The organism is Chryseobacterium sp. MA9 (assembly GCF_024399315.1).
GTDB lineage: Bacteria > Bacteroidota > Bacteroidia > Flavobacteriales > Weeksellaceae > Chryseobacterium.
In genome coordinates, this window is record NZ_CP075170.1 from 3565141 (window position 1) to 3591946 (window position 26806).

At 36.5% G+C, this 26806-nt stretch carries 23 protein-coding genes; 16 read left to right on the forward strand and 7 right to left on the reverse strand.

Translation table 11 applies throughout. The features are described 5' to 3' along the window. The first annotated feature begins 360 nt into the window (after positions 1-360). The 5 genes from KIK00_RS16290 to KIK00_RS16310 all read left to right on the forward strand — a co-directional run bounded on the left by KIK00_RS16290 (position 361) and on the right by KIK00_RS16310 (position 6361). A complete protein-coding gene (locus KIK00_RS16290) occupies positions 361-1599 on the forward strand; it encodes an OmpP1/FadL family transporter (RefSeq protein ID WP_255813417.1) in 1239 nt (412 codons plus the stop codon). Positions 1600-1611: 12 nt separating this feature from the next. After that, positions 1612-3174 carry a G-D-S-L family lipolytic protein gene (locus KIK00_RS16295; protein ID WP_077413378.1) on the forward strand — a complete coding sequence of 521 codons (1563 nt, stop codon included), beginning with the start codon at positions 1612-1614 and terminating at the stop codon, positions 3172-3174. Positions 3175-3259: 85 nt separating this feature from the next. After that, positions 3260-4198 carry a ribose-phosphate pyrophosphokinase gene (locus tag KIK00_RS16300; protein ID WP_047426959.1) on the forward strand — a complete coding sequence of 313 codons (939 nt, stop codon included), beginning with the start codon at positions 3260-3262 and terminating at the stop codon, positions 4196-4198. 55 nt (positions 4199-4253) lie between these two features. Continuing rightward, positions 4254-4895: a 50S ribosomal protein L25/general stress protein Ctc gene (locus KIK00_RS16305; protein WP_255813418.1), complete on the forward strand. Its 642-nt coding sequence runs from the start codon at positions 4254-4256 to the stop codon at positions 4893-4895. Between the two features lie 245 nt (positions 4896-5140). Next, positions 5141-6361, forward strand: coding sequence for an aminotransferase class V-fold PLP-dependent enzyme (locus tag KIK00_RS16310; RefSeq protein WP_255813419.1), 1221 nt, complete (start codon positions 5141-5143; stop codon positions 6359-6361). A gap of 50 nt (positions 6362-6411) precedes the next feature. Here the strand turns inward: KIK00_RS16310 and KIK00_RS16315 are convergent, their stop codons facing one another. Next, a complete protein-coding gene (locus KIK00_RS16315; protein WP_255813420.1) occupies positions 6412-6537 on the reverse strand; it encodes a GNAT family acetyltransferase in 126 nt (41 codons plus the stop codon). Between the two features lie 148 nt (positions 6538-6685). On the opposite strand from KIK00_RS16315, the gene KIK00_RS16320 reads away from it, so the two are divergent. Together KIK00_RS16320 and KIK00_RS16325 are read left to right on the forward strand one after the other, a co-directional pair. Beyond that, positions 6686-6970, forward strand: a complete 285-nt coding sequence (locus KIK00_RS16320; RefSeq protein ID WP_255813421.1) for a hypothetical protein — start codon at positions 6686-6688, stop codon at positions 6968-6970. Between the two features lie 122 nt (positions 6971-7092). Continuing rightward, positions 7093-7491: a T9SS type A sorting domain-containing protein gene (locus tag KIK00_RS16325; protein WP_255813423.1), complete on the forward strand. Its 399-nt coding sequence runs from the start codon at positions 7093-7095 to the stop codon at positions 7489-7491. Between the two features lie 76 nt (positions 7492-7567). Here the strand turns inward: KIK00_RS16325 and hemE are convergent, their stop codons facing one another. The 4 genes from hemE to hemA are packed head-to-tail and all read right to left on the reverse strand — an operon-like array spanning position 7568 to position 11556. After that, on the reverse strand, positions 7568-8599 hold the full coding sequence (gene hemE / locus KIK00_RS16330) for a uroporphyrinogen decarboxylase (protein WP_255813424.1): 1032 nt from the start codon (positions 8597-8599) through the stop codon (positions 7568-7570). Positions 8600-8646: 47 nt separating this feature from the next. Next, positions 8647-9330 (reverse strand): uroporphyrinogen-III synthase, encoded by a 684-nt coding sequence (locus tag KIK00_RS16335; protein WP_255813426.1) that lies wholly within the window; start codon positions 9328-9330, stop codon positions 8647-8649. 56 nt (positions 9331-9386) lie between these two features. Further along, on the reverse strand, positions 9387-10295 hold the full coding sequence (gene hemC / locus KIK00_RS16340) for a hydroxymethylbilane synthase (protein ID WP_255813427.1): 909 nt from the start codon (positions 10293-10295) through the stop codon (positions 9387-9389). Continuing rightward, on the reverse strand, positions 10282-11556 hold the full coding sequence (gene hemA, locus KIK00_RS16345) for a glutamyl-tRNA reductase (protein ID WP_149834106.1): 1275 nt from the start codon (positions 11554-11556) through the stop codon (positions 10282-10284). The genes hemC and hemA overlap by 14 nt, the downstream gene beginning before the upstream one ends. Positions 11557-12005: 449 nt before the next feature. Between hemA and KIK00_RS16350 the strand changes: the two genes are divergently transcribed. From KIK00_RS16350 to KIK00_RS16375, 6 genes are all read left to right on the forward strand, one after another. Beyond that, entirely contained in the window at positions 12006-13031 is a 1026-nt protein-coding gene (locus tag KIK00_RS16350; RefSeq protein ID WP_045491741.1) for a rod shape-determining protein, read from the forward strand. A gap of 28 nt (positions 13032-13059) precedes the next feature. Then, positions 13060-13914, forward strand: coding sequence for a rod shape-determining protein MreC (gene mreC, locus KIK00_RS16355; protein WP_047376236.1), 855 nt, complete (start codon positions 13060-13062; stop codon positions 13912-13914). Further along, positions 13907-14413 (forward strand): hypothetical protein, encoded by a 507-nt coding sequence (locus KIK00_RS16360; protein ID WP_002982456.1) that lies wholly within the window; start codon positions 13907-13909, stop codon positions 14411-14413. The genes mreC and KIK00_RS16360 overlap by 8 nt, the downstream gene beginning before the upstream one ends. Further along, positions 14410-16455, forward strand: a complete 2046-nt coding sequence (locus tag KIK00_RS16365) for a penicillin-binding protein 2 (RefSeq protein ID WP_255813428.1) — start codon at positions 14410-14412, stop codon at positions 16453-16455. Before KIK00_RS16360 ends, KIK00_RS16365 begins: the two co-directional genes overlap by 4 nt. Next, a complete protein-coding gene (gene rodA, locus KIK00_RS16370; protein WP_255813429.1) occupies positions 16452-17681 on the forward strand; it encodes a rod shape-determining protein RodA in 1230 nt (409 codons plus the stop codon). Before KIK00_RS16365 ends, rodA begins: the two co-directional genes overlap by 4 nt. A 116-nt stretch (positions 17682-17797) precedes the next feature. After that, complete coding sequence (locus KIK00_RS16375; protein ID WP_255813430.1) at positions 17798-18379, forward strand: pentapeptide repeat-containing protein; 582 nt, start codon at positions 17798-17800, stop codon at positions 18377-18379. 189 nt (positions 18380-18568) lie between these two features. Here KIK00_RS16375 and KIK00_RS16380 read toward each other — a convergent pair whose 3' ends face one another. Both KIK00_RS16380 and KIK00_RS16385 read right to left on the reverse strand, forming a co-directional pair. Next, the gene (locus KIK00_RS16380; protein WP_255813431.1) at positions 18569-19279 is read right to left on the reverse strand and encodes a C40 family peptidase; all 711 of its coding nucleotides are present in this window, start codon (positions 19277-19279) and stop codon (positions 18569-18571) included. Between the two features lie 339 nt (positions 19280-19618). Further along, positions 19619-21814: a glutamine synthetase III gene (locus KIK00_RS16385; RefSeq protein ID WP_255813432.1), complete on the reverse strand. Its 2196-nt coding sequence runs from the start codon at positions 21812-21814 to the stop codon at positions 19619-19621. 486 nt (positions 21815-22300) lie between these two features. On the opposite strand from KIK00_RS16385, the gene KIK00_RS16390 reads away from it, so the two are divergent. From KIK00_RS16390 to KIK00_RS16400, 3 genes are all read left to right on the forward strand, one after another. After that, on the forward strand, positions 22301-23992 hold the full coding sequence (locus KIK00_RS16390; protein WP_255813433.1) for a hypothetical protein: 1692 nt from the start codon (positions 22301-22303) through the stop codon (positions 23990-23992). A 161-nt stretch (positions 23993-24153) separates the two neighbouring features. Further along, positions 24154-24624: a DinB family protein gene (locus KIK00_RS16395; RefSeq protein WP_255813434.1), complete on the forward strand. Its 471-nt coding sequence runs from the start codon at positions 24154-24156 to the stop codon at positions 24622-24624. Positions 24625-24783: 159 nt separating this feature from the next. Beyond that, positions 24784-26622: a M1 family metallopeptidase gene (locus KIK00_RS16400; protein ID WP_255813435.1), complete on the forward strand. Its 1839-nt coding sequence runs from the start codon at positions 24784-24786 to the stop codon at positions 26620-26622. Positions 26623-26806: the final 184 nt, after the last annotated feature.

Here is a 26806-nt window from a genome sequence, read left to right on the forward strand (position 1 = left end):
GGAACAAAACATTAATGTTTTTTAATCAAGAATGAAAGCCGTAGACTGGAAGAAGCTTGTTATAAAGGAAATAATTGAATAGAGAATTTTTTAACTTTAACATTTATTATCATTTAATCCCATTTTTTGGATTTTAGAGGTAGGATAACTTAAAAGTTAAACGATTGTTTAATATTAAACATTGAAATAGGTATTGTTTTAAAATGTTCTTAAATGTTTAATAATGAAAATTTTGGCTTTTGCTTATTTGAAGGTATTATTTTAAACATAGTTTTCTTTTAAGATATTGTTTAAAATATTAGCAAATATTAACAGACGTATTCAAAATAATTTTATATTTGGCTTATATAATAATAGTCTATGAAAAAAATATTAGTATCAACTGCTTTATTGGCGGGAGTTCTATCTTACGCAGGAGGCTTCAGAGTTTCCCTGCAAGGGGTAAAACAATTGGCAATGGCGCATACTAGTGCTCATGCCGAAGACGCGAGTGTGACATTCTTTAACCCTGCGGGTATGTCATTTATCCCTTCCAAACTGAGTGTAGTGGCAGGAGGGTTTGGTGCAAGTAATAAAGTTACTTTTCAAAACTTCAATACTTTACAAAGCGCAGAAACAGATAACCCTATAGGGACTCCTTTCTATGCAGCGATTACTTATAGACCAATAGAGAAGCTTACCGTAGGTCTTAGTGTTACAACACCTTTTGGAAGTACAATAAAATGGCCTGAAAACTGGGAGGGTAAAGAATTGGTTCAGAAAATGGAACTGAAAAGTTTCTATTTCCAGCCAATGGTCTCTGTAAAACTGGCTCCTTGGGTATCTTTTGGTGCTAGCTACATCTACGCAAGAGGAAAAGTAGACTGGGACAAAGCAATAACGCAATTCGACGGGAAAGTTAATATTAATGATGAAAACGCAACCGGACACGGATATGGATTTGGTTTCTATTTCAGACCTGATCCGAAATTAGACGTGAGTATTGCCTACCGTTCAGCAATAGATATGAAAGCTAAAAGCGGAACGGCTACATTCCAGTTTCCGTCACAATCTGTTTATACACAGCTGAAACTGAATGCAGCAGGACAAGATGGCTTCTCAGCAGTTCTTCCATTGGTTGAAGAGTATACAATTGGTTTAACCTATAAAGTGACACCGAAATGGCAGGTTTCTGCAGACTTTAACTATCATGGATGGGAAAGATACAGCAAGCTTACTTTAGATTTCGAGAATGCTCCTATTGGAAACAACCCGTCGGATGCTACTATTCTTACCAATCCTAAGAACTTCAAAAACTCCAAAACATTCAGACTGGGAACTCAATATGCGTTCACTGATATGATCTATGGGCGTTTGGGAGCTTATTATGATGAAGCACCTTATACAACTGAAAACTTTATCCCGGAAACACCTTCATATGATACTTATGTGGTTACAGGTGGGGTTGGCTTCAAGCTGAAGCATTTCGGAATTGATGTTGCAGGAGGATATGCAATGCCTCAGTACAGAAAGGTAAATAATGTTAATATAGGGCTTAACGGACAGTCAAAAGCAACAGCTTTCTACTTTGGTCTAGGTTTCTCTTATAATCCATTTTAATTTTAGAAGACTATGAAAAAAATTATAATATCGACAATTGCAGTTTCTGCACTTCTTTTTACAGTAACAAGCTGTAATACGGATTTCGATACGGATGTGAAAGATATCCCAGTAACAAAAGGAGACGCAGACTTTTCAAAATATATATCGTTAGGAAACTCCCTTACTTCAGGATATCGTGATGGTGCATTGTACAGCAGTGGCCAAAATGAATCTTATCCAAGCATCATTGCCGCACAGATGAAACTTGCAGGCGGCGGAGACTTTAAACAACCTTTGATGCCTAATGATATAGGAGGATTCAATAATCTTCCTGGTTTTCCTGGAAAATTGACTCTTCAGGTTGTTAATGGATCTTTAGCTCCTGTGCCAAGTGGGGCAGCAGCAGCATTGGATATGTTGTCCGGAGGAGGTACTTATAATAATATGGGTGTGCCGGGTGCGAAATCATTCCACTTAGTAGCTCCTGGATATGGTAGCCAAGCTGGTCTTGCAACAGGAACAGCTAATCCTTATTTTGTAAGATTTGCTTCTTCTGCTACAACAAGTGTGCTGGCTGATGCTATGGCTCAGAAAGCTACTTTCTTCTCTCTTTGGATAGGAAATAATGATGTATTGTCATATGCTACCAATGGAGGAACAAACTCTCAGACTGTAGGAGGAGTTACAACGTATTCAATTGCTACGGTTCAGACAGGAAATACAAATCCTACAACTTATAAATCAAATGATATCTCTGATCCTGCGCTTCTTGCCGGATCTATTAAGGCGGTTTTAGATGGTCTTAAAAGTGTAGGAACAACAAAAGGAGTTATTGCTAATATTCCTTCTGTTACTTCAGTTCCTTTCTTTACTACGGTGCCTTATAACCCTTTGACACCTGCACTTTTAGGTTCAAATCTTACAACTCTTAATACGAGTTTATACGGTCCTTTGAAGCAAGCACTTACTGCTTTTGGTGCTGGAGATAGAATTAATTTACTTTCTGCAACAGGCCCAAATCCTGTTTTAATTAAGGATGTTGCTTTGACGGATTTATCTGCTCAGCTTACAGCGGCACTTACTCCTTCTTTAGGATTGCCTACAGCTACTGCTTTTGGACAAATCTTTGGCCAGGCAAGACAGGCGACAGCAGATGATTATATTTTGCTTACTACAAGTTCTGTAATCGGAAGTACGGCGCCAATGGTTCCGTCTCCGGTAAATATATATGGAATTTCTTATCCGTTACAAAACCAACATGTATTAACAAAAACAGAAGCTGGTTATGTGAAAACAGCCACAACGGCATATAATGCTTCTATAAAAGGGCTTGCTGATTCTTATGGGCTTGCATTTGTAGATGCTAATACGAAGATGCTTGAACTGAATTCACAGTCAGGAATTGTATTTGACGGAGTAAAGTATACTGCAACATTTGTTAGAGGAGGAGCTTTCTCTCTAGATGGAGTTCACCTGACAGGACGTGGATATGGTATTGTTGCCAATGAATTTATTAAGTCCATCAATGCGAAATACAAGTCTACACTTCCACAGGTAGATCCGAACAAATATTCAGGAGTTAAATTCCCTTAATAATTGATAAAATAAAAACTTAGAAACCACAGGAGTAAATCTTGTGGTTTTTTTTTAAATTTGCAAAATCTTTTAAAAAGTAAAAATGGCCGATCAGTTAAGTTATCTATTTTGTACAAGAACCAGCAGGGACTTGGCAGAGAAAATTGCCCAGAATTATGGGAAAGAATTAGGAAAAATCAACTTTCAGGAGTTCAGCGACGGGGAATTTGAGCCTGTTTTGGACGAATCTGTAAGAGGAGGAAGAGTTTTCCTAATTGGATCTACATTCCCTCCTGCAGACAATCTTTTGGAGCTTCTTCTAATGATTGATGCAGCGAAAAGAGCTTCTGCAAAGAGCATTACCGTTGTAATTCCTTACTTCGGACTTGCCAGACAGGACAGAAAAGACAAACCAAGAGCGCCGATCGGTGCTAAGCTAGTTGCAAACCTTCTTACAGCAGCAGGAGCAACAAGAGTAATGACAATGGATCTTCACGCAGATCAGATTCAAGGATTCTTCGAAATTCCGGTAGATCATTTATATGCTTCCAGTATTTTCGTAGATTATATCAGATCTTTAAATCTTGATAACCTTACTATTGCTTCTCCGGATATGGGAGGTGCAAAAAGAGCTAAAAACTATGCAGGCCACTTAGGTGCTGAAGTAGTAATTGCTTATAAGGAAAGAAAAAAGGCGAATGTTGTAGAAGAAATGTTCCTTATTGGTGATGTTACAGGGAAAAATGTAATTCTTATTGATGATATGATTGATACTGCAGGGACGCTTTGTAAAGCAGCAGATATCCTGATTGAAAAAGGAGCGAAAACAGTAAGAGCTATGGCAACTCACGGAGTGCTTTCAGGAAAGGCTTACGAGAATATTGAGAACTCAAAACTTCTGGAAGTTATTGTAACTGACTCAATTCCTGTTAAAAATAATTTGTCATCTAAAATAAAAGTGCTATCTTGCGCCCCGTTATTTGCAGATGTTATGACCATGGTTCATGAGCATAAATCAATTAGCAGTAAGTTTGTTATTTAATTGATTTTAAGCGGATTGCAAATTAAATAAGAATAATTTTTTAAATTTATTATAAATGAAATCTATTACAATTCAAGGTACAAAAAGAGAAAACGTGGGCAAAAAGTCTACAAAAGCTTTACGTGATGCTGAATTAGTTCCTTGTGTTGTTTATGGAGGTGAAGCACCTTTAAACTTCTCTGCTGAAGAGAAAGCTTTTAAAGGATTAGTATACACTCCTGAAGCACACACGGTATCTATTGAGGTTGACGGAAAAACAATTCCAGCTGTTCTTCAGGACATTCAGTTTCACCCAATCACTGACAAAATTCTTCACGTAGACTTCTATCAACTATCTGACGATAAGCCAGTAGTTATGGAGGTTCCTGTAAGAATTACTGGACGTTCAAAAGGTGTTGTAGCTGGTGGTGTGTTACGTCAGTCTTTCAGAAAACTAAAAGTAAGAGCTGTTCCTGCTAACTTGCCAGACGAGATCGTTGTAGATGTTACTCCATTAAGAATTGGTAACAAACTTTACATCGGAGGTATCAAAACAGAAGGATATTCTTTCATGCACCCGGACAATGCAGTAGTAGTTGCTGTTAAGATGTCTAGAAATGCAATGAAAGGAGGTGCAGCAGCAATGGATGATGAAGATGAAGAAGAAGTTGTAACTGAAGAAGGAGCAGCTCCGGCAGAAGAAACTGCAGCAGAATAAGAATTGCTTATTTAAACAATATAAGACCCGTCATTTTTTTTGACGGGTTTTTTTGTGCCGTGTAAAGATAAGAGGATTTGCAAATGAACTTACTTCATCGTTTTATCGGCTTTTTTCACTATATATCATCGAATATTTCTATCAACTGACAACTATCAGCCCTCAGCTCCATGCTTCCTTTCGGAAAAAAAGCCGTAAATTTGAAGTGTTCTAAATAAGAACGTCTTAATTTAAAAAATAAATAAATGTTTGACATTCAGGAAATAAGAAGCCAGTTTTCTATATTGGACAGAGAAGTGAATGGTAAACCATTGGTTTACCTGGATAATGCAGCTACATCTCAAAAGCCAAATTCGGTTTTGGAAGTCTGTCACGCATATTATACAGAACTTAATGCTAACGTTCACAGAGGAATTCATACCCTAAGCCAGCTGGCAACGGAAGAAATGGAGCTTTCAAGAAGAAAGATTCAGAAATTCATTAATGCTGAACATGACTTTGAAGTGATTTTTACAAAAGGAACAACAGAAGGGTTGAATCTTATCGCTTATATTTTAACACAGAAACTGCAGAAAGATGATGAGATCATTATTTCATATCTGGAGCATCATTCTAATATTGTTCCATGGCAGATGCTTTGCGAAAGAACAGGGGCAAAACTTCGAGTGATTCCAATCGATGAAAACGGAATTCTTCAGATGGATCATTTTGATCAGTTTTTAAGCGAAAAGACAAAGGTTGTTTCTGTAAACCAGGTTTCCAATGCTTTGGGAATTGTGAATCCTATTGAAGAAATTATTGCAAAAACAAGAAAGAATACAGATGCTTATATTGTGATTGACGGGGCTCAGTCTGCTCCACATTTCAATATAGATGTACAGAAGCTGGATTGCGATTTCTTTGTATTCTCAGGTCATAAAATGTATGCTCCGATGGGAACAGGTATTTTATACGGGAAACGCGAAATCCTGGAAGCTTTGCCGCCATTCCATGGGGGAGGAGAGATGATCGCTACATGTTCTTTTGAAGGAACTACTTATGCAGGTCTTCCATTTAAATATGAAGCGGGAACACCCAATGTAGGTGGAAATATTGCTTTAGGAGCTGCTGTTGATTTTATGAACAGAATAGGGCGTAACAATATTCAGAATCATGAAAATGCTTTATTGGAATATGCCCAAAGACAGCTTTTGGAAATAGAAGGAATTAAAATCTATGGTGAAAAAGCAAACAGAACCGGTGTTGTTTCCTTTAATCTGGAAGGAGTAGGAATAGCTTCTGATGTAGGGATGATCCTTGACAAAATGGGAATTGCTGTAAGAACAGGGCACCACTGTACACAGCCGATCATGAACTTCTTTAATATTGCAGGAACGGTAAGAGCCAGTTTTGCTGTTTATAATACTTTTGAGGAAATTGATATTCTGGTAGAAGGAGTTAAGAAAGCACAACGGATGTTGAACTAATTAATCCTTTATCATATAAACTAAAAAGCAGCTGTTGAGCTGCTTTTTTATTATTCCCATGGAATGCAATAACACCGGCCGTCAATAATAAGCTGATGATATCCGATAGCGCACTCCAGGCAGATTTCTCCTCCTGCCATAATGCTTTTCATTTTTTCTTTGTTTAGTTTTTTCATATGAAATGATTTTTGGTTAAATATAAAGGTATAAATTATAGATAGAAATTCTGATTCTTTTTAAAATTTATGTAATGTATTGATTTTATGTATAATTAATTTTGTGAAATATAATTCGTTAATTTTATATAAACATCAAACATTTCATATGAAAAAACTATTTATTCTATTTTTATGCATTTATGGGATATGTGATGCACAGGTTTTTTCTGAAAGTTTCAACGGTAATGCTTTGCCGACCGGATGGACGGTAGAAAATCCGGATACATCTTATAAGTGGGGTGTGGGTGCACAGAATGGTTTTGCAGGCTTTCCTGATGATGATGATGATGCAGGTCCAGCCGGAATTAATACAAATTCCAGGCTGGTTTCTCCTGTAGTTAATCTTACCGGGGTTACGAATCCAAACTTTCGTTTAATTATGCCAATATGATTTATGATCTTGATTCTATTTTAAAGGTTGAGGTTTTCAATGGAGCTTCCTGAATTCAGGTTTTTACCTTTTCAGGCGAGGCCGGAGTTTGGAATATTGATTTAAATACCCTGTCATACATATTGCTAACGTATGCAACAGCATCCAATATAAATTTGACGCCATATGCCAACACTGCTTTTAAGCTCAGGTTTGTTTATGATGATGTCGGAGATTATTCTTTCGGAGTTGCCGTAGATAATGTGACGATTACAGGTGGGGTTTTAGCAACCTCAGAGGTTGTACATGCTGATCGTATAAATGTATACCCAAACCCGGTAAGAGATAATATTCATATTAAACTGGACTCTCAAAATAAGCTCGAAAAAGTCAGTGTTGTTGATATGTCCGGGAAACTTATTAAAACGTTTGATAAGGAATCCGACGCATATGATCTATCGGATATACCTAAGGGCAGTTATATTATTATAGTTAAAAATAATAATAAAGAAGTTCTGAAGAAGAAGATCATCAAGAAATAGCAAATAGTAAATTTATTATACAAAAAACCTTATAGGGCGTCCTATAAGGTTTTCTATATTTTCAAAAGAAATAATCTTATAAATTCGGTTTCCAGTCAACAACTGCTCTGATGAATGCCTCAGCATTTTCAACAGGAACATTCGGTAGAATTCCGTGGCCTAAGTTGGCAATATATCTGTCTTTTCCGAAACGGTTGATCATTTCATTCACCATTTTCTTGATCGTTTCAGGAGTTGAGTGAAGTCTTGCAGGGTCAAAATTCCCCTGTAGAGTCATTGTATGGTTTGTCAGTGTTCTTGCAAATTCGGGCTTAATAGTCCAGTCTACACCAAGAGCAGAAGCTTTAGACATGGTCATATCTTCCAATGCAAACCAACATCCTTTTCCAAATACCACTACATGGGTAAGCGGGCTTAGGGCTTCAACAATCTGGTTGATGTATTGCCATGAGAATTCCTGATAATCTGTAGGAGAAAGCATTCCTCCCCATGAATCAAAAATCTGTACTGCAGAAACTCCTTTTTCTACTTTTCTCTTTAAATAAGCAATCGTAGTATCTGTAATTTTTTGCAGTAATAAATGAGCAGCTTCAGGCTGTTGGAAACAGAAAGATTTTGCGATATCAAATGCCTTGCTTCCTTTTCCTTCTACACAATAACAAAGGATAGTCCATGGAGAACCTGCAAAACCGATCAATGGAATGTCATTGTTCAGTTTCTGAAGAGTAAGTTCAATAGCATCAAAAACGTAGCCTAAAGTATCATTCACATCCGGAGTTTCAATATTTTGAACCTGTTCCATTGTTCTGATAGGAGTATCTAACCATGGTCCAACAGATTCTTTCATTTTGAAGTCAATCCCCATTGCCTGTGGAACTACCAGGATATCAGAAAACAGAATCGCTGCATCCAGAGGAAATCTGCGGATAGGCTGTAGAGTAATCTCAGCCGCAAGTTCAGGGGTCTGACATCTTGTAAAGAAATCATACTGATCTCTCAAGGCAATGAATTCCGGCAGATATCTTCCAGCCTGCCTCATCATCCAGACAGGAGGTCTTTCAACGGTTTCTCCGCGAAGTGCTTTTAAATATAGGTCGTTTTTTATCATAATCTATTAAAACTAATATTACCGGCAATATTTCGGTAACAAATATGCTAAATTCTACTTCTGATTTCTCTTCTTATCAGTTCAAAAATCGAAGTCAGTGTATTTTCTTCAGAAGTAAAAATTTCTTCCTGTGTGTAATTTCTTAACTCACCGGAAGTGGTTTCACCAATTGAAAAAAGCTTCATATTGTCAAATGAATTTCGTTTTGCAAAACTACGAACTCCGCTCGGACTAAAAAATACCGCAGCATGATATTTTTCATTTATTAAAGGATGAGTTTCCTCAGTGTTATATATCGTAACTTTTTTGTACTTAATGTTTTGTAAGGGAAGTTCCTTATCCAGAACGTTTATGGCAAGGTTGCCGCAGAAATGAAGAAATTGCTCATGCTGGCATTTTCCGATAATGAACCGGGAAAGAGTATCAGCATTTTTCAAAACCTTAAATGTTCCGAAGCCGTGTTTCCTTAATTCTCTCTTCGTTTTTTCACCAACACAATAGATTTTATTGTAATTCTTGGCTGTAAAATCCTCATTAGGCTTAAATCTGTTTTTAAAAAATGAAATGACTCCATTAACACTTGTAAAAATCAATGAGTAATTTTTCAGATCAAAAGGATTGATGATAATGGGTTTGGTCTTAATTACCTCTACACAGTCAGCCAGAATATCCTCTCCTAATTCTTTGGATATAATCGTCTGGTCTATATTTTTGGTAAATAAGATTTTCATGTCTGTAAAATTAAGAAGATGAAAAAGTGTGGCTAAAGGAATTTAAATCTGAAATATCAGATCTGGCTTTTGATTTCTGCCATTAATTCTTTTCCTCCGTTTTCAAGAACAACTTTTGCAAACTTTTCTCCAAAATTTTCTGTTGGAGTATACACAAAGTTTTCATCCACAGCAATGCAGTTTTTCCCATCCAAAGAGCAAAGTGCTGCCTTGAAGCGGATCTGATCCCCGATGATTTCTGCAAAAGCTCCGATAGGGGCAGTACAGCCTCCTTCCAAAGTGCTTAAGAAGTTTCTTTCAATCTCTACGCAGATTTGGGTCGGATTGTGGTTGATCTGGCGTACGATCTCGTTGATTTCAGGTTTGTCAGTATGTCCTGCTACGGAAATTACCCCTTGCGATGGAGCTGAAATCATTAATGGAAGCATTTCGTAATCGATTTCCATTTTCATTCTTTTGATACCTGCCAAAGACAGAATGGTAGCATCAAAATCTCCGTCTTCCAGTTTTTGAAGTCTGGTTTGAATATTTCCTCGGATATCCGAAAAATCAGTAGTCGGATAATTTCTCAGCCAGAAAGCTCTTCTTCTCAAGCTGCTGGTAGCCAGTTTAAGCTCGTGGAATTCTTTATTCCTTGCAGATTCTTTTCTGATCAGGATGTCCTGTGGGTAATCTCTTTCAAGATAAGCGATCATCTCAATATTTTGAGGCAATTGAGTAGGAACGTCTTTTAAAGAATGTACGGCAATATCAATTTCGTCATTCAATAAGGCAATATCAAGGTCTCTTGTGAAAACCCCGGTGATTCCTAAAGAATATAAAGGTTGATTGAGATTCTTATCGCCAGAAGAAACGATAGGAACAATCTCCGTTAAATAATTGTTGTTTTGAAGGTGCCTTGCAACCTCTCTAGCCTGCCAAAGTGCAAGTGCGGAATTTCTCGTTCCGATTCTAATGCTTTTCATTGAATTCGTTGTTTGGTTGTTCAACTAATATTTCGTGCATTAATTTACTAATTTCTTCGGCTTTTAAGGGATTATCGATGATATATTTTGCAAAACGGTTGGTGATTTTCTGGATCATTTTGTCAGAAAGTTCCATGTCCGTGATGTTTATGTATTTATTCTTTTTATAAAAATTATGCATTTCATTGCGTTCCATGTTCTTTAGAACGGCTTTGAAATGGTGGATATTCGGTGCCAGCTTTCTCTTTTTCTCCCATTCAATAAAGTCTTTCATCAGTTCCTTGATAATTTTTTCAGCTTTCGGGATTTCTCTTTCACGCTGTTGAATCGTTTCCTGGATCTGTTTTGAAAGCTCATCCACATCAATCAATGTTACGTTCTCGTTTTCGGTAACATTCTTTTCGACGTTGTGCGGAATAGAAAGATCAATGACCAGTGTTTCTTTTCCGTTCGGGAAATGAGACTGGTTGACAATAGGATGTTTGGCTCCTGTTGCCACAATAAGGATATCGGTGTTTTTTAATTCCTTGTCAAAATCAGAATAATCAACATGAGGAATATTGTATTTCTGGGAAATCTTTTCAGCTTTCTCCTGAGTTCTGTTCGCAATTTTAATTTTCGGTTGAAAGACATGCTTTACCAGATTTTCAACAGTGTTCTGTCCAATCTCACCTACTCCCAAAAGAAGAATGTTCTTTTCAGCAATCCTTTTCTGATTGTTTAAAATATAATGAACTGCTGCATAGGAAACAGAAGCTGCACCATTGGAAATGCCGGTTTCATTTTTTATTCTTTTCGAGATTTGAATAGCTGCATTGATGGCTCTTTCAAGATAAGGATTAGAATTTTGTCTTTCCTTTTTGAAACGGCTGTATGCTTTTTTAATCTGTCCGATAATTTCAAAATCTCCGATAATCTGACTTTCAAGACCCGCTGCAACTCTGAAAAGATGAATCAGGGCTTCTTCTTTGGTAAGAATATTGGCAAACTGAAGGAAATCCGTAAGATGTACTCCAATGGTTTTGCAATATTCTTCAGCAACTAAAAGGTAATTGGGAGAAGTCGTATAAATTTCGGTCCTGTTACAGGTAGAAACCACAAATGCATCTCCAAGATCTTCCTGGTGGACCCTGGAAACAAAGTTTTTGATGTTTTCATCAAAGAATGCAAACTTTCCTCTCGTTTCTACGTCGGCTTTCTCGTAGCTTATAGAAAGCACGGCAAAATTTGACGTTCGATGAATGTTGGAATACTGTAACATAAGCAGTCGCAAATTTACGCTTTTTTTAATTAATCACTCTCAGATAGTGTATATGATAATTATCGTAAAAAACTATAGGGCGGTAAAGATGAAAGAACAGAGTGTAAAAAATGAATTAGCTCCTATTAAGAAAGTTTCTTAAGTTTTACTATTTGTTTTTATTAATTAATTTTTTTAAGAAGTACATAAAATTTTTAAATGTAAGGCAGGGCTGCTTAAAAGCCCGTTTGTCTTGTCTCTATCTGTCTTTTCATCCTTTTGTGATTTCGCTTTTTCAGCCTTTTAACAACCCATTAATTTTAGTTTAACTCAAAGTCTGTAAACACCTAAACTGAAAGTTAATAAAGAATTATAAATTTTAATAAAATTTTAACCAAATTAAGTTGGTGGGAAATTTCTTTAGTAGTCTTAAATTTATATCTTTGTAATCTTAAAATCAGAAGAAAAATATGAGTTTATTTGATATGTTTACGCAAGAAATTGCGATAGACCTGGGAACGGCTAATACCCTTATTATCCATAATAATAAAATTGTTATAGATCAACCGTCAATTGTTGCAATTGAACGTTCTACGGGTAAACCCATTGCTGTAGGGGAACAGGCTAAGCATATGCAAGGTAAAACTCACGAGGATATCAAGACCATCCGTCCTTTGAAAGACGGTGTTATTGCTGATTTCCATGCTTCTGAACACATGATCAAGGAATTTATCAAGAAAATTCCTGGAATCAAAGGTAAATTCATTCAACCGGCATTACGAATTGTAATCTGTATCCCTTCTGGTATCACTGAAGTTGAAAAAAGAGCCGTAAGAGATTCTGCTCAGAAAGTAAATGCAAAAGAAGTAAGACTGATCTATGAGCCAATGGCAGCAGCAATTGGGGTAGGGATAGACGTACAGAAGCCTGAAGGAAATATGATCATCGATATAGGTGGAGGTACTACGGAAATTGCTGTAGTAGCGTTAGGAGGTATCGTATGTGATAAATCTGTGAAAATTGCAGGAGATGTATTTACCAATGATATTGCTTATTACTTAAGAACTCACCATAACCTATATATCGGAGAAAGAACTGCTGAAAGAATCAAAATTGAAGTAGGTTCTGCAGTAGAAGACCTTGATGTGGACATCGAGGATATCCCGGTACAAGGAAGAGACCTTATTACAGGTAAACCTAAAGAAATTATGGTTGGATACAAAGAGATTGCACGTGCATTAGACAAGTCGATCATCAGAATCGAAGATGCTGTAATGGAAACTCTTTCTCTTACACCACCGGAACTGGCAGCTGATATTTACAAAACAGGTATCTATCTTGCCGGAGGAGGAGCGTTATTAAGAGGTCTTGCGGACAGAATCCACAAAAAGACAGGTCTTCCTGTATTTGTTGCGGAAGATCCGTTAAGAGCTGTAGTTCGCGGAACAGGTATTGCCCTTAAGAATATGGATAAGTTCAATTTCTTAATTAAATAATTTTAACTTTTTACGACTTTATATCTGAATGGGATTTTTGCTGAGATTATTTTCGAAGAATACTCTTTTCGTCTTCTTTATATTTCTGCAAATTATTGCTCTGGTTTTGATATTCTCCAGAAATGCCATGCAGAAATCCTGGATAGCGGGGCAGACTGCTGCGTTCAATTCCTGGGTTTCAGGATATATTGATGAAGGAGTTTCTTATCTGAAGCTAAAACAGATCAACGAAGATCTTGTGGTTCAGAATAAAGCCCTTATGACTGAACTCTACGGAAAAGACGGATCAAAGAATCCTGTTTTCAAAAGAGTTCATGATACCATTGGTGGTGGGCAGATCTATACTTTTGTTGATGGAGAAATTGTTTTCAATAGTATCAACAGAAGAAACAACTATTTTACAATCAACCGCGGCCGTAGAGATGGAGTATTTCCTCAGATGGGAGTAATGGCGCCAAGAGGTATTGCGGGAATTGTAATTAATTCTACAGACAGTTATGCATTAGTTCAGTCGGTCTTAAGTGTCAACAAGATCAGAATTAATGCAGCACTCAAAAACTCAGGATATTTCGGTACTTTGACGTGGAATGGTGATAACTCCAGAGTGATGCACCTTGCAGATATTCCAAAATATGTTGCATTAAAAGTAGGTGATACTGTTGTTACAGACGGTAAATCTGCAATCTTCCCTAAGGGAGTGACAATTGGTACTATTGCAGGATATTCTGTAGATAATAAAACCGGCTTCTGGGATATCTCCGTTGAGCTGAGTGAAAAAATGGGAGCGTTGAATAAAGTGTATGTAGTGAAGAATCTTAAGAAAGCAGAAGTGCAGAAGATTCAGGACACTATGCAGGCTGTAATAAAAAAAGAAAATGATTAGCAGGACTTTATTTACTGATATATTGATCATGATTTTTCTTGTGGCATTACAGATATTTGTATTGAACAGGATTACGCTTTTCGGGAAATATACTCCGGTATTATATCCCGTATTTGTCATGTTTTATCCTTTTTTCAGGAATAAATTTCAGTTCCTGGCATTGAGCTTTTTAATAGGGCTGTCTATTGACGGTTTTCTTTATTCGTGGGGGATTAATGCATTTGCAACAACGCTGATTGCTTATTTCAGAACGTTGATTTTCAGGACTTCTACCGATACATCTACGGACTTTTTCTCATTTCAGTCCCTTCAGTGGGCACAGTTTTTACTGTTTTTATTTTCTAGTATTTTCCTGCACCAGCTTTTGGTACAGTATATAGAATTCTTTAAGTTTAGCAGATTTTTCGAAATATTGTTTAATGTGTTGGTGACTAGTGTAATTTCATTTATATTTATAGTCATTTACGCATTAATATTTAAAATCAAACAAAAAGTTTGAACACACGTTATTTTAAAATTTTTTCCATCCTCGTTGTCATCGCCCTTATTTTTGTGGCGAGGCTTGCCTATTTACAGTTATTTACAGACCGTTATGCATTAAATGCTGCAAATACATCCATCAAAACGGAATATGTTATTCCACAGCGCGGGGTCATTTTTGACAGGAATGGGAAAATCATGGTGGGAAACCAGCCGGCCTATGAAGTTTCTTTTACACAGGCTTTAATGCGACCGGATTTTGATACTCTTGGGTTCTGTAGTCTTATGAAGATCTCCAAGGCGGATTTTATCAAAAGAATTGCTGTTATTAAAAAGGAAAAATATTATTCCAAACTGACTCCAATGACTTTTCTGAAGGATCTGAGCAGGGAAGACATCGCAAGAGTTCAGGAAATTATTTTTAAATATCCGGCTTTTAATATTGTACAAAGGCCTCAGCGTCAATATGAAGTTTCTACTTCAGGTAACCTCCTGGGATATACCAGTGAAGTAAATGAACGTGAAATAAAAAAAGACTCTGCATACTATTTACCGGGAGATTTTATCGGAAAAACAGGAGTTGAAAAATCCTACGAAAAAGAACTTCGTGGGGTAAAAGGAGTGAAATACATTCAAAAAGATATCAGGCTCCGAAATATCGGTTCTTATAAAAACGGATCTTTGGATAAAGATGTGATTACCGGTAAAGATATTACATTAACCATTGATTATGATCTTCAGAGAACGGCTGAAGAAATGCTAGTAAACAAACATGGTGCAATTGTAGCTTTAGACCCTAATAATGGGGAAGTGCTAGTTGCGGCTACCGGACCGGATATTGATCCGAATCTTTTCACCGGACCTTACAAATCAAAAAATTTATACGCCCTGTCAAAAGATACGCTTTACGAAAATAAACCCACTTTTGACCGTTCCTTACAGGCCGGATATCCTCCGGGGTCAACGTTCAAATTGTTGACTGCCCTGGCAGCAATGCAAATGGGAGTAATGGATGAAAAGACTATTTTCCCCTGTGGTGGTGGTTTTTTCTATAAAGGGAAAAGAATTAAAGGCCATGGCGGAGCTGATCCGCTAATTCCTTCAATTCAGGTTTCCAGTAACTGTTTTTTTACATATGCATTTATTGCAATCATCAAAAAATACCCTGGAAATCCTTCAAAAGGGGTTGATGAATGGAAAAAGATCATGAGCAGTTTTGGAGTTGGAGAATTTTTGAATAATGATTTCGCTGTTGGAGCAAAAGGAAGAATACCTTCAGGAGATTTTTACGAAAAAAGATTTAAAGCCATCATGAAAGCCAGTGGCTCTCAGAGAACTGATTTTAAAAACTGGGATGAGATGTCAACTGGTGCTATTTATAATGGAATGGGGCAGGGAGATGTTTTGGTAACACCTATTCAACTTGCCAATTATGTAGCTGCTATTGCTAACAAAGGATGGTATTATACCCCTCATATTGTAAAAGCAATTGACGGAAAGGCAAACCCTGATCCAAGATTTAAAGTTAAACACAAAACGCTGGTTGATCCGAAACATTTTGAGCCCGTTTTAAAAGGGATGGAAGCTGTAGTTCTGAGAGGAACAGCAAGAGGATTAAAGTCCAATGATTTTACACAATTAGCTAAAACAGGTACAGCACAGGTTCCGCAAGGAAAGGATAATTCTATCTTTGTATTGATTGCTCCTGCTGATAAACCTAAAATTGTAGTAGTTGCAGTAATGGAGCATGCCGGATTCGGAGCAACATGGGCAGGACCAGCCTGTACGGTAATTGCTGAAAAATATATTACAGGTGATTTGAAAAGAGAAAATCTTTATAAAAAAATGATCACCTCGAGTTTCATGCCGGAGTATAAAAGGCAGTGGATTGCAGATTTGAAACGTAAAGGTTTATACGTTGATCCTAAACCGGATTCAATCAAACAAAAAAGAATAAAAGATAGTCTGGAGCTGGTGAAACAGCAAAAAGCCAAACTACAGAAAAAAATAGAAGAGGAAACTAAAAAGAATAACACTGCTAAAAAAACTGTCAAGCAATGAAATGGACTGAAGGAATAGATAAATTAGGCCTTGGGCTGTATTTCCTGCTTTGTGTTTTTGCCATTGCAAATATTTACAGTGTTGACCAAAAACTAGGAGAAAAGCAATTGGTCTTTTTCTGTATTTCGTTATTTGTAGGACTTATTATATTTTTCAGCAGAAGTAAGTTCTTTGAAAATATGGCCGGGATTATTTACATTGGCGGAGTCCTGTTGCTTATTGGACTTTTCCCCTTTGGAAAAGAAATCCTGGGGCAGAAAAACTGGTATAAATTTGGAAGTTTTACCATGCAGCCTGTAGAATTTGCGAAGATAGGAACTGCGCTGATGCTTGCCAACTATGTTTCCGGACCTGATTTTAATCTTAAAAACCGAAAGTCTTTATGGACTACCTTAGCCATTATTGGCGTACCGGCGGTTGTTGTTCTTGCTATTCCGGATGTAGGTTCCATGCTTGTATTTATTGCATTTTTCATTGCTTTATACAGAGAAGGACTGAGTGGTCTTTTGTTTGGAATAGGATTTCTTTTTGCCGGAGTGTTTCTGATTTCATTAGCTGTTCCTCCTATTTATGTTGCAGTGGCTGTTCTGGTAATTGCCGGTATTCTGATAGCAATGAATTATCATAGAATGTCCTGGGATGTAATTTCTATTTCGGGGATTTCAGGATCTATTCTTTTACTGTGCGGATTGGCTTTCGCATCTCCTTATATTTTAGAAAAACTTCCTAAACACCAGAGAGAAAGAATTGACGTTCTTTATAAAGGTGAAAAGGCATTTAGAGATACTTCAGGATACAACTTGCTATATTCCAAAACAGCTATCGGATCCGGTGGGCTTTGGGGAAAAGGATACCGTGAAGGATCAGTTACCCAGGGAAAATTTGTACCCGAGCAGGAAACCGATTATATCTTTTGTACAGTAGGAGAAGAATGGGGCTTTTTTGGAAGTGCAATTCTGATCTTATGCTACATGATTTATATCGGAAGAATATATTATCTCGCAGAAAGGCAGAAATCTACTTTTAACCGTGTCTTTGGATATTGTTTTGCCTCCATTCTGCTGATGCACTTTTCGATCAATTTAGGGATGGTTATGGGACTTTTCCCTACAGTTGGGATTCCTCTTCCGTATTTCAGTTATGGAGGTAGTTCTTTGTTGGCATTCTCTATGATGACTTTTATTTTCTTTAAACTTAATTATTCTGATAAAAACAGCTTGGTGTAGAAGACGAAAGTCAGAAGCTGGTTGATGGAGGGTTACAATTTTTCTGCCTGAATTCGTTTCAAAATAAATCTGCACAATCAGTGAGGGAAAAATAAAGCTCATCAACACAACTTTTTATGAAACAGTCATATTTCTCCGACGAAAATTTCGAGAACAAAGATTTAATACAGCATCCTTTAGAAAAAGGCGAGTACGAAAACTGTACTTTCCGGAACTGTAATTTTGAGTATGCAAACCTTTCAGGATTCAGCTTTACGGATTGTGAATTGATAGAATGTAACCTCAGCATGACAAAGCTTGTGAGAACGGCCTTTCATAATGTGATTTTCAAAGAATGTAAAATGTTTGGCCTTCAGTTTAATGATTGTAATGCATTCGGGTTATCTTTTACATTTGATGGATGTGCTTTAAACAATTCAGTTTTCTATCAGACATCCATTAAGAAAACGGTTTTCAAAAATTCCAGATTGATTGAAGTAGACTTCACAGAATGTGATGCATCAAATGTTGTCTTTAATAATTGTGACCTTTCGGGCGCTGTTTTCGATGCTGCAAACCTTGAAAAAGCAGATTTCAGGACTTCGGTCAACTACTCAATAGATCCGGCTTTAAACAGGCTTAAAAAGGCCAAATTTTCGCTTTCTGAAATATATGGACTCTTGTATAAGCTGGATATTGAAATTGATAAGAGTAACTGATGCCTGAAGGCTGTTAGTTTAGCATTTCAATTCAGGAATGTGATATGTAACGATAGGAGTGGGTTTTAACCTGCTTTTCTCTTCAGAAATATTCCTTGGCTTTAGCAGAAACTTAGTCCAGATTCAAGCATAATAAAAAAGCCATCAGAATTCTGATGGCTTCATTATTTAAATCAATTATTTATAAAATTAAAAATTTGCTGATGTAGCGGGAGTAGTTGCTGCTAAGTTATTGTAAGCATCTCCTTCTTCGTTGATCACTCTCTTTGCGAACCTGAACTTAGGTCCCCAATAAGAATCATTCAGTGAAGAAATCATTACTCCTTTTGATGTTGCTGCGTGGATAAACTTGATCTCACCCTCTTCAGTAACACTTTCTACAATACCTACGTGAGAAATTCTTCTTCCGTGAGAAAAGAAAATCAAATCTCCTTTCTGTAGTTCTCCTTTTTCAACTCTTTCCCCTTCCTGAGCCTGAGATGCTGCTACTCTAGGTAAGCTAAGACCTGCTGCTGCTCCGAATACAGAAAGAACAAAAGCTGAACAATCTATACCGTTTCTTGTAGTTCCTCCATATCTGTAAGGAGTTCCAAGGTATGTTTCAGCTTCTTCAAGGATACCGTCAATGGTTTTATTATGTTTGATTACTTTTGCAATCTCAGAATTCTTAACTGCTTTTTTAGCACTAGCGATAGATGCTGCTTTTTCAGCAAGGAAAGAGTCGATAAGTTTCTGCTTATCCTGCTCTATTCTTTTGTTATCTATAGAAGCTAGTTTGGCATCTGTTTTGTATTCTTTTGTGTAAGTTGCTGGTTTTGAAACCACATAATTTGTAGCACACGATTGCAATGAAACTGTAGTAACTAAAGCAACTAAATAAAACAAAACTCTTTTCTTCATATATATTTGATTATCCGTGTTAAAAGGAATATTTATTTTCAAAAGCAATACAAAAGTAGAGATTCCGAATAAAAGACCCCTGATATGATAATTGTCAGGATCTTATTTTAACACATTTTAACATATAATTTACATATGTTAAAGAAAAATAAACCGCAACGGCCTATTTTTGGTAAGTGTGCGGTTTTTTTTATTAAGATTCTTTAACAAACCAAATCGATTTTCTTCTATATATCAGGTTTTGTAATTTAAAACTCTCATTTTCAAGACTGTTAATAAAACAAAAAAAATTCCCCGGATTTCCGGGGAATTTGAACTAATATGGAACTTTACAGGACGTTATTTTGTAAACAACATTTCTCTGTATTTTGTCATTGGCCAAAGCTCATCGTCTACCATCATTTCCAATGCATCAGAAGCATCTCTGATAGGATCAAATAATGGTTTTACTTTGTTACAATAGCTTTCTGCCTGTTTTTGGCTGTCTGATATGCTTTTTGCTGCTTCTCTGGCTTTGATAAGATCTTCAACACCAAGTTTAATTTTAGAAACATTTTCAGAAATGCTTGTAATTAAACTCATCTGCTCTTTTGCCAATGGCTTGAATTCTTTATCTCCAAAGATGTCTTTAAGACCTTTTACGTTTTCAATTAATCTGTTCTGATAATTTAATGCAGAAGGAATGATGTGGTTTCTTGCGATATCACTTAACACTCTTGCTTCAATATCAATTACAGTAGAATATTTTTCTAATTTGATTTCGTTTCTCGCTTCCACTTCTCTGTGATTGAAAATTCCCATCTCTTCATATAGATCCAGGAACTTCTTATCCATTTCCTGCTTTAATGCTTCAGGAGTTGTTTTTAGATTGTTTAATCCTCTTTTCTTGGCTTCTTTTGCCCAGTCATCAGAGTATCCGTCACCTTCAAACATGATGTTTTTACATTGCTTGATGTATTCTCTCAATACATTAAAGATAGCTTCGTCCTTCTTAAGACCAGTTTCAATTAAAGTGTCAACTTCTTTCTTGAAATCATTAAGCTGTTTTGCAGCAATAGTGTTCATTACGGTCATAGATTCTGCACAGTTTGCAGAAGATCCTACTGCTCTGATTTCAAACTTATTTCCTGTAAATGCAAATGGAGAAGTTCTGTTTCTATCAGTGTTATCTAATAAGATTTCAGGAATTTTTCCAACTACATTTAATTTTAATTCTGTTTTCTCTTCCGGAGATAATTTTCCGTTCGTTACTTTTTCAAGTTCTTCCAATACGCTGAACAGCTGGGTTCCGATGAATACGGAAATAATTGCCGGTGGAGCTTCATTGGCACCAAGTCTGTGGTCGTTGCTTGCAGAAGCAATACTTGCTCTTAAAAGATCTGCATACTCATGAACCGCCTTAATGGTGTTAACAAAGAATGTTAAGAACTGTAAGTTTTTCTTTGGATTTTTTCCTGGGCTTAGAAGATTTTCTCCAGTATCAGTTGCTAAAGACCAGTTGTTGTGTTTTCCGCTTCCGTTTACTCCAGCGAATGGCTTTTCGTGGAAAAGAATGTGGAAGTGGTGCTTGTGAGCTACTCTTGCCATGATGTCCATCAACAATGAGTTGTGGTCTACGGCAACGTTCACTTCTTCAAACATTGGTGCAAGCTCGAACTGGTTGGGTGCAACCTCATTGTGTCTTGTTGTTGCAGGGATTCCCAATTTCATACACTCAATTTCCAACTCTTTCATGAAGTTCATTACTCTTGTAGGAATAGAGCCGAAATAGTGATCATCCAACTGCTGTCCTTTTGCAGGCGAATGTCCAAGTAATGTTTTACCTGTTAACACAAGATCAGGACGAGATTGGTATAATGCTGAATCTACAAGGAAATATTCCTGCTCCCAACCCAAAGTAGGAGTTACCTTAGTTACGTTTTTGTCAAAATACTGCATTACATTAGTTGCAGCTTCATCTACGGCGTTTAAAGCTCTTAAAAGAGGAGCTTTGTAATCTAATGTTTCTCCTGTATAAGAGATGAAGATTGAAGGAATACATAATGTAGTTCCCATAATGAATGCCGGAGATGTAGGATCCCATGCTGTATACCCTCTTGCTTCAAAAGTATTTCTGATACCTCCGTTAGGGAAAGACGATGCGTCAGGTTCCTGCTGAATAAGCATATTTCCACTGAATCTCTCGATGGCTCTACCTCCTTCAATTGGAGTGAAGAATGAGTCGTGCTTTTCTGCAGTAGTACCCGTTAAAGGCTGAAACCAGTGAGTGTAGTGTGTTACACCTTTGCTCATTGCCCAGTCTTTCATTGCTACAGCTACCTGATCTGCAATGTGTCTCTGGATTTTAGTTCCTTTTTTAATAGCGTCCATGATAGAGCCGAATGCTTCTTTCGTCAAATATTCTCTCATTGTTTCTTCTGAGAAAACATTTTTACAGAATAGCTCTGATAATTTTGCAGGAATTTCAACAGAGTTGTCTTTTCTGAAATCCTTAAATGGAAGGGTTTCTAATGCTTTGAATCTTAAGGTTGACATATTTGGGTTGATTTTTTACAGGGCAAATTTACAAAAAAAATGAATTGAAAATATTTTAACCCTAAAATTTTTAGGGGTGTTTTAAAAATTAACACAAATTAAACGGTTGTTTTGGGGTTTTTGGAGGGGTGTATTTTCGATTTATGGTTAAAAGTTAACATCCGCGGGCTTGAAAAACCAGAGATATTAACTTTAGCCGTACAAAAAGAATATACAATCAGATATAGTATATGGAATTGTATAGCATTAAAATTACAATTATTTTAAACTAGTTCTTGATTTTTTTTTCTAAAATAATGAAAAGCAAATAGAAAATACTTACAGCGCCAGTCCAAAATACTACTACAATAAGTATCGGGCAAAATAATAAAGCGGATTAAAATATTCCAAAATAAACCCGCTTATCTATAGGTTTTAAACAACTTATTAAAAGATAGTTAAAATAAGTTGAGTGGAGATTTTGTATATTTGTGTGAAATTTATTTTATGACAAATTCTAGAGCAAGAGAAACTACGGAGGCTATTGAAAGACTATACATTTCTATGAGACACTTATTTTATAGAGGATTTTTCAAGCCAGGAGGAGTTTCAGGAGAGAGCATCAGAAGCTTGCTGAAGACAATCAACCCAGAGATTTATGGTACCATGAATATTCCAAGCAAATTGGAACTTGATGGTTTGATGTATGTTTTAGACAGACTTCCGGAAGGGATTGAGGAATGTGCTTTTATTCATCTTACATCAGATGAAGGGTTTGATAAAGGAAGTTTCGAACCTATTGTTCCAAAGAAAAGAAGAAGAAACTGTTATAGAATAGACGAACACCAGATGAATATTGAAGTTCTTTTGGGACGTTCCGAAATTTATGACATTCTTACCCACCTGACCTTCCTGTTTATAGAAGCCGATAAAATCCGTAACCTGGCATTTATCCAGGATGAAAACTGGAAGCCAACACGTGCCTTTAAGATTATCGAAGAGGTTGTGAAAGGTGAAAAGAAATTCAGCAGAAAAGAAAAAGAAGTGGCACTTATTCATCTTTCTTCTTTGATAGGAAGATCTTTTGATGAAACTTTGAGAGCTTACAATACTTTCGGTGATGATCATAACCCTGACCGTTTATTCAAAATTATCTACAACTTAGGAAAGGTAAGTCTTGAAGATGCCAAAAGCAGCAGAGAAAGAGAAATTCATTTCAGCTCTATATTAAAGGAAAGAGTGGGGCATCATTATTTTGGTGAGAAATGGGCGAATAAAGTGAAAGAGGTTTTATTTGAAAATGATCTTCATATGAGACCTTTGCATATTATTTCTGCCAATATGCACTCCGTAAAAAATATGCTGTATGCCAATAACGCACTTAAAAAGAAACAGCATCACGAGATCGACTATAAACTATACGAAGATATCTCCAACAAAAAAGAACTTCGAGACAAAGTTTTAAAATATGCTTTGGATGAAGGAATGATTCATATTGCTGATAAAAGCGGAAGTAATATAGATGTTCAGATTATAGACCTGAGCAAGACAGATCTAAAGAATACACCGTTTGCAGACAGTAAGTTTACAGGTGATGATGTGATCATGGTATTCGATTATGCTTTCGGAGAGCAGGCTTTTGAGGTAATGGATGAACTTTTAAGACCTTTTGAGCACAAAGGGGAAATCTATATGATGAAAGTGAAATCTGTCTCTATTATGGGGAAAGCAGGAATTCTTACAGGAGAAAAAGGAGATATTATGATTCCTACTTCTCATATTTTTGAAGGAACTGCGGACAACTATCCATTTGAGAATGCATTGAAGCTGGAAGATTTCAAAGATGATGAATTAAAAGCTTTTGAAGGCCCAATGATTACTGTTCTGGGAACTTCACTGCAAAACAGAGATATCTTATCCTACTTTATGAATACTTCTTGGAAAGCGATTGGCCTTGAAATGGAAGGAGCACATTATCAGAAAGCAATTCAGGTTGCTTCAAAGATCAGACACCATATTTCACCGGATCTTTTTGTAATGTATGCTTATTACGCTTCTGATAATCCATTGGAAACAGGAAGTACATTGTCTTCAGGAGGACTGGGGCTTACAGGAGTAAAACCAACTTATCTGATCACTTTAAGGATCCTTGAAAGGATTCTAAGGAGCGGAAAGAAAGAAGCTTCAACTAAAAAATAATTGTAATTCAATATTATAATATTAACCTCAGATGTATTTTGCATTTGAGGTTTTTATATTTGAGAAAACTTATGAGCTTCTGTGTCACTTGCAAAATCTGGGGGTGGAAGTTTAAAAATAATTATCCAATTGTCTACCTTTAGAAAACAAAATACTACATCATGAGTTCAGTATCAGAATTATCAAAAAGATTCAGGGAAGTACTGCTTGACGGTCTCTGGATTGCCAATACCAATTTTAAAGACCAGCTTTCAGATGTTACCTGGGAACAGGCTGTGAAGAAGATAGATTCTTTAAATACGATTGCGATGCTCACTTTTCACATTGATTATTATATTGCAGGAATTATCAATGTTTTTGAAGGCGGAGATCTTGAGATCAAAGATCAGTTCAGTTTTGATCTTCCTCCCATAGAATCCCTGGAACAATGGGAAAATCTGTTGAATAAACTTTGGATAGATTCTGAAAAGTTTGCAACCTTACTGGAACAGATGCCCGATTCTAAACTTGATGAGGTTTTTGTTGATGAAAAATATGGATCTTACCGCAGGAATATAGACGGAATGATCGAACACAGCTACTATCATCTGGGACAAATTACTTTAATCAAAAAACTCTTGAGAAGCAGATAAAATTACACATCCATATCCTCAAAAAATAAAGCTCAAAAAGAATTTAACAATTCTAATTAAAGTCCATCTAAAACCATATTAAACAGAATAAAATCTCAACATAACTCCTATTTGAGGTTCTTGTTTAAATTACTACCTTTAAAAAAAATAAAATTTTAAATGAGAAAATCGGCTGCAATCATTTTTGCGTTTATCATTTCACAATTTCAGGCTCAGCAAGGAGCTTATTATCAGCAGGCTGCGAAGTACAAGATGGATATTGATGTCAATGCTGAAAAATTTACTTATCAGGGAAAGCAGACTTTAGAATACACCAACAATTCACCGGATGAGCTGCATGTGGTATATTTCCATCTATATTGGAACGCTTTCAAACCTAATTCCATGATGGACCAAAGAGTAGCTTCCCAAGGCAAGAATGGTGACGGAAGGTTGCAGAAAGACGGTATCTCAAGGCTGGCTTCTATTCCAAAAGACCAGGAAGGTGCTCAGAATATCCACTGGATTAAACAAAATGGGAAAGATCTGAAATTTGAAGTTCAGGAAACCATCATGAAAGTATACCTGGCAGAACCTATCAAACCGAATTCTACAACTACTTTTACAATGGACTGGGACTCTGTAATTCCTCAGCAGATCAGAAGAAGTGGTAGAAATAATAGAGAAGGTGTAGACATGACAATGACACAATGGTACCCGAAAATTGCTGAGTACGATTATGACGGCTGGGCAACTTTTGATTATCTGGGAAGAGAATTCCATGCTCCATTCTCAGATTTTGATGTTACTATTAAAATCAATAAAGATTATGTTGTAGGAGCAGGAGGGATCCTTGAAAATCCAACAGAAGTAAAAGGCTATGACGCCAATGCTAAAATAAAAACTGAAAAAGACAAAAAAGCAACCTGGAAATGGACTGCGAAAAATATTCTTGATTTTGCATGGAGTGCAGACAGAGATTATTCTGTAGAAAGCTTTGATGTTCCGGAAGGTCCGAAAGTATATTTAGTGTATCAGAAAAATGATAAAACAAAAGCATGGGGTGAATCACAGTCTTATATCACCAAATATTTCCAGATCATGAATACTCACTTTGGAAAATATGTATATCCTACCTATGCATTCATTCAGGGAGGTGACGGCGGAATGGAATACGGAATGTGTACCATGATTTTAGGTGAAGCAAAAAGCATTAAAGATTTAATGGGCTTAATGGCTCACGAAGGATCTCACTCATGGTATCAGCAGATGCTGGCTACCAATGAATCTGTACGTCCATGGATGGATGAAGGTTTCACAAGCTATGCAGAAGGATACACCATGTATCAGCTGTTTCCTGAAGATTTGCCGAATCCTTTTATGGAAAGACTGGATGCCTACAGAAAATTTATTAAAAAAGGAATAGAAGAACCTGCAGTATGGCTTGGGGATCATCATGATAATGGAACGTCTTATACATATGCATCTTATGTAAAAGGTGAGTTATACCTGGTACAGCTTGGATACATTATGGGAGAACAGAATCTTGCAGAAACCTTGAAACAGTATTATGACCAGTGGAGTATGAAGCATCCTTCTGACAGAGATTTTCTTCACATTGCACAAAAAGTTTCCGGGATGGATCTGAAATGGTTCCATAATTATTGGATCAATACTACAAAAACGATTGATTACGGAATAAAGGATGTAAAATACGATGCAAAATCTACAACTATTACCTTAATCAACAATGGTCAGGTTCCAATGCCAATAGATTTCGGAGTGATGACAACCGATAAGAAAATAGTGACTTATCAGATCCCGCTGAATATGACTCACACATGGAAACAAAAGGATATTTATGGTGATCTTAAAACAATGCCTTATTGGCCTTGGACCCAGAAAGAATATACTCTTACCATTCCTTACACCAAATCTCAATTATCTGTTCTGGGAATTGATTTCAGCCAGAGAATTGCAGATGTAAATATGGAAGATAATTTTGTGGAAGTAAAATAATGAATACAAAATAATACTATAACCGGCGCGGAAATTCTATTTCCGCGCCGGTTATTTTAAAGAAAGGACTAGCTGGTAAATGTTGATATAGATATATTTTTAAGATAGACTTAATTTATAAGAGATCCAAGGCTAGTTTTTATAAAAATGATTAAATTTAGTCCCTCAAAATCAAGCAGGAATT

What these genes read in the sequence shown, in the direction of transcription:
- KIK00_RS16290 (WP_255813417.1), top strand. Translation starts at nt 361, where the DNA reads ATGAAAAAAATATTAGTATCAACTGCTTTATTGGCGGGAGTTCTATCT.
- KIK00_RS16295 (WP_077413378.1), top strand. Translation starts at nt 1,612, where the DNA reads ATGAAAAAAATTATAATATCGACAATTGCAGTTTCTGCACTTCTTTTT.
- KIK00_RS16300 (WP_047426959.1), top strand. Translation starts at nt 3,260, where the DNA reads ATGGCCGATCAGTTAAGTTATCTATTTTGTACAAGAACCAGCAGGGAC.
- KIK00_RS16305 (WP_255813418.1), top strand. Translation starts at nt 4,254, where the DNA reads ATGAAATCTATTACAATTCAAGGTACAAAAAGAGAAAACGTGGGCAAA.
- KIK00_RS16310 (WP_255813419.1), top strand. Translation starts at nt 5,141, where the DNA reads ATGTTTGACATTCAGGAAATAAGAAGCCAGTTTTCTATATTGGACAGA.
- KIK00_RS16315 (WP_255813420.1), bottom strand. Translation starts at nt 6,537, where the DNA reads ATGAAAAAACTAAACAAAGAAAAAATGAAAAGCATTATGGCAGGAGGA.
- KIK00_RS16320 (WP_255813421.1), top strand. Translation starts at nt 6,686, where the DNA reads ATGAAAAAACTATTTATTCTATTTTTATGCATTTATGGGATATGTGAT.
- hemE (WP_255813424.1), bottom strand. Translation starts at nt 8,599, where the DNA reads ATGATAAAAAACGACCTATATTTAAAAGCACTTCGCGGAGAAACCGTT.
- KIK00_RS16335 (WP_255813426.1), bottom strand. Translation starts at nt 9,330, where the DNA reads ATGAAAATCTTATTTACCAAAAATATAGACCAGACGATTATATCCAAA.
- hemC (WP_255813427.1), bottom strand. Translation starts at nt 10,295, where the DNA reads ATGAAAAGCATTAGAATCGGAACGAGAAATTCCGCACTTGCACTTTGG.
- hemA (WP_149834106.1), bottom strand. Translation starts at nt 11,556, where the DNA reads ATGTTACAGTATTCCAACATTCATCGAACGTCAAATTTTGCCGTGCTT.
- KIK00_RS16350 (WP_045491741.1), top strand. Translation starts at nt 12,006, where the DNA reads ATGAGTTTATTTGATATGTTTACGCAAGAAATTGCGATAGACCTGGGA.
- mreC (WP_047376236.1), top strand. Translation starts at nt 13,060, where the DNA reads ATGGGATTTTTGCTGAGATTATTTTCGAAGAATACTCTTTTCGTCTTC.
- KIK00_RS16360 (WP_002982456.1), top strand. Translation starts at nt 13,907, where the DNA reads ATGATTAGCAGGACTTTATTTACTGATATATTGATCATGATTTTTCTT.
- rodA (WP_255813429.1), top strand. Translation starts at nt 16,452, where the DNA reads ATGAAATGGACTGAAGGAATAGATAAATTAGGCCTTGGGCTGTATTTC.
- KIK00_RS16375 (WP_255813430.1), top strand. Translation starts at nt 17,798, where the DNA reads ATGAAACAGTCATATTTCTCCGACGAAAATTTCGAGAACAAAGATTTA.
- KIK00_RS16380 (WP_255813431.1), bottom strand. Translation starts at nt 19,279, where the DNA reads ATGAAGAAAAGAGTTTTGTTTTATTTAGTTGCTTTAGTTACTACAGTT.
- KIK00_RS16385 (WP_255813432.1), bottom strand. Translation starts at nt 21,814, where the DNA reads ATGTCAACCTTAAGATTCAAAGCATTAGAAACCCTTCCATTTAAGGAT.
- KIK00_RS16390 (WP_255813433.1), top strand. Translation starts at nt 22,301, where the DNA reads ATGACAAATTCTAGAGCAAGAGAAACTACGGAGGCTATTGAAAGACTA.
- KIK00_RS16395 (WP_255813434.1), top strand. Translation starts at nt 24,154, where the DNA reads ATGAGTTCAGTATCAGAATTATCAAAAAGATTCAGGGAAGTACTGCTT.
- KIK00_RS16400 (WP_255813435.1), top strand. Translation starts at nt 24,784, where the DNA reads ATGAGAAAATCGGCTGCAATCATTTTTGCGTTTATCATTTCACAATTT.